This is a genomic window from Streptomyces botrytidirepellens (genome assembly GCF_003721215.1).
GTDB classification, from domain to species: domain Bacteria; phylum Actinomycetota; class Actinomycetes; order Streptomycetales; family Streptomycetaceae; genus Streptomyces; species Streptomyces himastatinicus.
This window is the reverse complement of the sequence record NZ_RIBZ01000645.1, coordinates 1-5,341: the sequence shown is the minus strand read 5'-3', so window position 1 is coordinate 5,341 and position 5,341 is coordinate 1. Positions and strand designations below refer to the sequence as shown.

Sequence of the window (5,341 nt, the reverse complement as noted above, 5' to 3'; positions counted from 1 at the left end):
CGGCGCGGCCGCGGCCGCCCCGCCCGCGGCAGCGCGGCCGACGGACCCGGGGCCCGCGACCGGATCCTGACCGCGGCGCGCAACGAGTTCGCCGAGCGCGGCTACGACAAGACCTCGATCCGCGGCATCGCCAAGGCCGCCGAGGTGGACCCGGCGCTGGTGCACCACTACTTCGGCACCAAGGAGCAGGTCTTCGGCGCCGCGATCGAACTCATCCTGGCGCCCGCCATGGGCGCCCCGGACGCTGTGCACGCCGGCAGCCCGGAGGGCGCGGGCGAGCGGATGGCCCGCTACTTCTTCGCCACCTGGGAGAACCCGGTCTCCCGGCTGCCCCTGCTGGCGGTGATGCGCTCCGCGCTCACGAACGAGACGGCCGCCGCCGTCCTGCGCGGGCTGATCGAGCGGCGATTGCTGATGCGGATGGCGCGCGACCTGGACGTGCCGGACCCGAAGTTCCGGGCCCAGCTCGCGGCCGCCCAGATCATCGGGGTCGCGATGCTGCGGTACGTGATCAAGATGGAGCCGGTGGCCTCGGCGACCGTGGACGAGATCGTCGCCATGGTGGGGCCGACGCTCCAGCGGTATCTCACCGAGAAGTAGCCCGTGATTCCGCACTGTGAGCCGCCTGTCTCTGGATCCGGACACCGCATCGGGATTCGCGCCGCACAGGCGTAGAGTCAGAAGACTCCGATCCGATCCATAGGTCCGATTCGCAGGACGCACTTACGAGGGAGCCGAGTACCGTGCCCGAGCTGAGGTCTCGCACCGTCACCCACGGCCGCAACATGGCGGGCGCCCGCGCCCTTATGCAGGCTTCCGGCGTAGCGCGTGAGGACTTCGGCAAGCCGATCGTCGCCGTGGCCAACAGCTTCACCGAGTTCGTTCCCGGCCACACCCACCTCCAGCCCGTCGGCCGGATCGTCAGCGAGGCGGTCCACGCGGCGGGCGGCATCCCGCGCGAGTTCAACACCATCGCCGTCGACGACGGCATCGCGATGGGCCACGGCGGGATGCTCTACAGCCTCCCCTCCCGCGACCTGATCGCCGACTCCGTCGAGTACATGGTCGAGGCGCACTGCGCGGACGCGCTGATCTGCATCTCCAACTGCGACAAGATCACGCCCGGGATGCTGATGGCCGCGATGCGGCTCAACATCCCGACCGTCTTCGTCTCCGGCGGCCCCATGGAGTCCGGCCGCGCGACCCTGGTCGACGGCACGGTCCGCAAGCTCGACCTGATCACCGCCATCTCCGAGGCCGTCAACGACAAGGTCTCGGACGAGGACATCGCCCTCATCGAGGACAACGCCTGTCCGACCTGCGGCTCCTGCTCCGGCATGTTCACCGCCAACTCGATGAACTGCCTCACCGAGGCGATCGGTCTCGCCCTGCCGGGCAACGGCTCGGTGCTGGCCACCCACACCGCCCGCAAGGAGCTGTACGAGACGGCCGGGCGCACGGTCGTGGAGATCACCAAGCGCCACTACGAGCAGGACGACCAGACCGTCCTGCCGCGCGCCATCGGCTCCCGCGCCGCCTTCGAGAACGCCATGGCCCTCGACATCGCCATGGGCGGCTCCACCAACACGATCCTCCACCTGCTGGCCGCCGCCCAGGAGGCCGCGCTCGACTTCGACATGCAGGACATCGACGGGATCTCCCGCCGGGTGCCCTGCCTGTCCAAGGTCGCGCCCAACATCGCCCCCGGCGGCGTGTACTACATGGAGGACGTCCACCGGGCCGGCGGCATCCCCGCCATCCTCGGCGAGCTGTACCGCGGGGGCCTCCTCAACGAGGACGTGCACTCCGTGCACTCCGACTCGCTCGCCGACTGGCTCAAGCAGTGGGACATCCGGGGCGGTTCGCCGTCCACCGAGGCCGTCGAACTGTTCCACGCCGCCCCCGGCTGCGTCCGCTCCGCGACCGCCTTCTCCCAGTCCGAGCGCTGGGACACCCTGGACACCGATGCCGAAGGCGGCTGCATCCGCGACATCGCACACGCCTACTCCACCGAGGGCGGCCTCGCCGTCCTCTACGGCAACCTCGCCGAGGACGGCTGCGTCGTGAAGACCGCGGGCGTCGACGAGTCGATCTGGACCTTCGAAGGCCCGGCCGTCGTCTGCGAGTCGCAGGAGGAGGCCGTCGAGCGGATCCTGAACAAGCAGGTCAAGGAGGGCGACGTCGTCGTCATCCGCTACGAGGGCCCCAAGGGCGGCCCCGGCATGCAGGAAATGCTCTACCCCACCTCCTTCCTCAAGGGCCGGGGCCTGGGCAAGGCCTGCGCGCTGATCACCGACGGCCGCTTCTCCGGCGGCACCTCGGGCCTGTCCATCGGCCACGCCTCCCCCGAGGCGGCCTCGGGCGGCACCATCGCCCTGGTCGAGGACGGCGACCGGATCCGCATCGACATCCCGGCCCGCACGATGGAACTCCTCGTCCCCGAGGAGGAGTTGGCCACCCGCCGCGAGGCCCTCGGCGGCGTCTACGCCCCGAAGAACCGCGAGCGCAAGGTCTCCACCGCCCTGCGCGCCTACGCGGCGATGGCCCTCAGCGCGGACAAGGGCGCCGTGCGGGACATCACGCGACTCGGATAGTTCCGACGCGGATAGTTCCGACGCGGATTGTTCACCGGCGCGCCGGATCTCACCAGCGCGCCGGGTCCCGGGCGTCCACGCCGAACACCGTGCCGTCCGGGGCCGTCGCGAACACCTTGCCCGCCGCCGTCACCGGCGCGGGCATCAGGGCCAGGAAGCCCTGGCCGCCGGAGCGGTCCGCGCGGGGGCGGGTCTGGCCGAGCAGGCGGGCGCGCCGCGTGTCCACGGCGAGCAGTCGGCCGTCCGCCGACGAGAAGTACAGCCGCTCGCCCGAGGCCACCAGCGGTGAGGCGTTGGCCACCGAGGTCTCCATCCGCCACCGCTGGGCCCCGCGCGCGGTGTCGACGGCCACCAACCCGCCGTCCTCGCCCAGCAGATACACCCGGTCGCCCCGCACGGTGCCGCTGCTCAGGGACACCGGCGCGGTCAGGTCGGACCGCCGCTCCGCCCGCCGCGCCGGGTCGTAGCGGACGACGGCGACGGTACGGCTCCGGTCGTCGGCCTCGGTCAGCTGGAGGACGCCGTCCGGGCCCGCCCCGACGGGGGTGAGGGTGCCGGAGAGCGAGCGGTGCCAGCGCGTCGTACCGCGCACCGTGTCGATGGCCGTGACCAGGGTGTGCCCACCGTCCGGTGCGGTGGTGAGGGCGTACGCGGTGCGGCCGTCGCCGTAAGAGAAGAAGCTCGGCTCCGCGTGCCCGGGCAGCGGATGGCTCCAACGCTCCCGGTTCGTCGTCCCGTTCACCGCCGTGACGGTGCCGTCCGCCGCGACCAGCAGTACCGTGTCGCCCGCCGAGTACACCCGGCCGCCGTACGCGGACACCTCACGGCTCCACCGCACCCGGTGCGTCCGCGGATCCAGCGCCTCCAGCCGCGTCCCGTCCGGCGACATCACCCGCACCAGACCGCCCGCCGGGACCGGCGCCGCGGGCGTGCCCTCGCCGGGGCGGCTCGTGGCTGCCGGGCGCGACCACACCACCCGGCCGTCGGCGGGGTCGATCCGGGCGGCCTGGACGCCGCGCGCCGCGCAGTACAGCGCGCCGTCCCCGTACGAACAGGACGCGGGCCGCGCCCCCTTGGCCGCCGCCCCGGTCGCGCCGCCGCGCAGCTCCCGCTCCCACGGCCGCCACGTGGTGGCGGCGGCGCTGTTCTGCGGCTGCCGCTCCGCGCCGGACTCCCGCTCGTTCAGCTGACGCAGCCCCACGACGGTGCCCGCGCCCAGCAGGACCAGCGCGGCGAGCGCCGCCGGAATCCACCGCCGCACACCCCGACGCCCCCGCGGCGCGGGCGCGTCCGTCTCCTCGGGCTCGGACGCGGCCTCGGGTACCACCTCGGGCTCGGGTGCCACCTCAGGCTCGGGCGTCACGACCGGCTCCGCCACCCGCTGCGCCGGAAGCGCCACCGGGACGGGCCCCCGCGCCTCCGGCGGCTGGGGCCCGCGGACCGCCCGCAACACGGTCATCAGGGCATCCGGGGAGGGCCGTTCCGCCGGGTTCTTGGCCAGGCAGCGCTCGATCAGCGGCAGCAGCTCGTCCGGCACGCCCGCCAGATCCGCCTCGTCGTGCACCACTTGGTACGCCACGATGTACGGACTCTCGGACTCGAACGGCCCCCGCCCCGTCGCCGCGTGCACCAGCAGCGACCCCAGCGCGAACACATCCGCCGCCGGACCCACCGCCCGCGGCCGCTGGAACTGCTCGGGCGCCATGAACGGCGGCGTGCCGATCAACTTGCCCGTCTCGGTGCGCAGTTCGCTGTCCGACGGCCGGGAGATCCCGAAGTCGATGACCTTCGGCCCGTCCGCCGCGAGCAGCACGTTGCTCGGCTTCAGATCGCGGTGGACGACGCCCACCCGATGGATGTCGCGCAGCGCCTCCGCGAGCCCGGCCGCCAGCGCCACCACCTCGTCCGGGCTCAACGAGCCGTTCCGCTTGACGTGTTCGGCGAGGGTCGGGCCGGGGATGTACGTGGTGGCCATCCAGGGCCGCACGCCCTCCGGGTCGGCGTCCACGACGGGCGCCGTGAACGCTCCGCTGACCCGCCGCGCGGCCGCCACCTCCTGCTGGAACCGCGCCCTGAACTCCGGGTCTTCGGCGAACTCGGCATGCACGACCTTCACCGCGAGCCGTCGTCCCGACGCCGAACGGGCCAGGTGGACGACGCCCATGCCCCCGGAGCCGAGGCGTGCTTCCAGCCGATACTGCCCGGCGTACTCGGGATCTTCCGTTTCCGGTCCCGTCCCGGCTCCGCGCCCCGGCGGCATGCCCCACCCCCGTGTATTCGGACCGCTAAGCGACTCGGCGAGCCTAGTCGATGGTGCGTACGAAGCTTGTTAACCTCCGCATGTCGTGTCACTTAATCCGACATGTGCACTACGTCGGAACGTAGTTCAACGGGGGAGAGGCCACATGGCCATCGAAGACACTGTCGCGCAAGCCGTCACGTACCCGACCGCGCCCGGCTACCAGGTGAATGTCCGCAGCGGTCCCGGCACGGGCTACACCCTGGTCAAGAAGCTGCCGGCCAACACCCGTGTGTCGATCCGCTGTCAGACGCACGGTCAGCGGGTGTCCGGTCCGTACGGCTCGACGGACGTCTGGGACTGCATCGCGCCGGGGCAGTACGTCTCCGACGCGTACGTGAAGACGGGAAGCGACGGCTTCGTCACCGTCTCCTGCGGCTGAACCGCGGCATCGGGTGACCCGCACGCCCGGCGAAAAGCCCCGGGCCCCCGGCGCGGGATGCGCCGG

The 5,341-nt window shown here is 72.5% G+C and carries 4 protein-coding genes; 3 read left to right on the top strand and 1 reads right to left on the bottom strand.

The annotated features are described in order from the left end of the window. Positions 1-600, top strand: a 600-nt coding sequence (locus EEJ42_RS34555; protein WP_148082131.1) for a TetR/AcrR family transcriptional regulator, incomplete at its 5' end; no start/stop codon positions are given. A 143-nt stretch (positions 601-743) separates the two neighbouring features. Next, positions 744-2,594 (top strand): dihydroxy-acid dehydratase, encoded by a 1,851-nt coding sequence (gene ilvD, locus EEJ42_RS34550; protein WP_123106103.1) that lies wholly within the window; start codon positions 744-746, stop codon positions 2,592-2,594. Between the two features lie 49 nt (positions 2,595-2,643). On the opposite strand, the gene EEJ42_RS34545 is transcribed toward ilvD, so the two are convergent. Beyond that, positions 2,644-4,854: a protein kinase domain-containing protein gene (locus EEJ42_RS34545; protein ID WP_123106101.1), complete on the bottom strand. Its 2,211-nt coding sequence runs from the start codon at positions 4,852-4,854 to the stop codon at positions 2,644-2,646. A 145-nt stretch (positions 4,855-4,999) separates the two neighbouring features. Between EEJ42_RS34545 and EEJ42_RS34540 the strand changes: the two genes are divergently transcribed. After that, entirely contained in the window at positions 5,000-5,275 is a 276-nt protein-coding gene (locus EEJ42_RS34540) for an SH3 domain-containing protein (RefSeq protein ID WP_184503419.1), read from the top strand. Positions 5,276-5,341 lie beyond the last annotated feature (66 nt).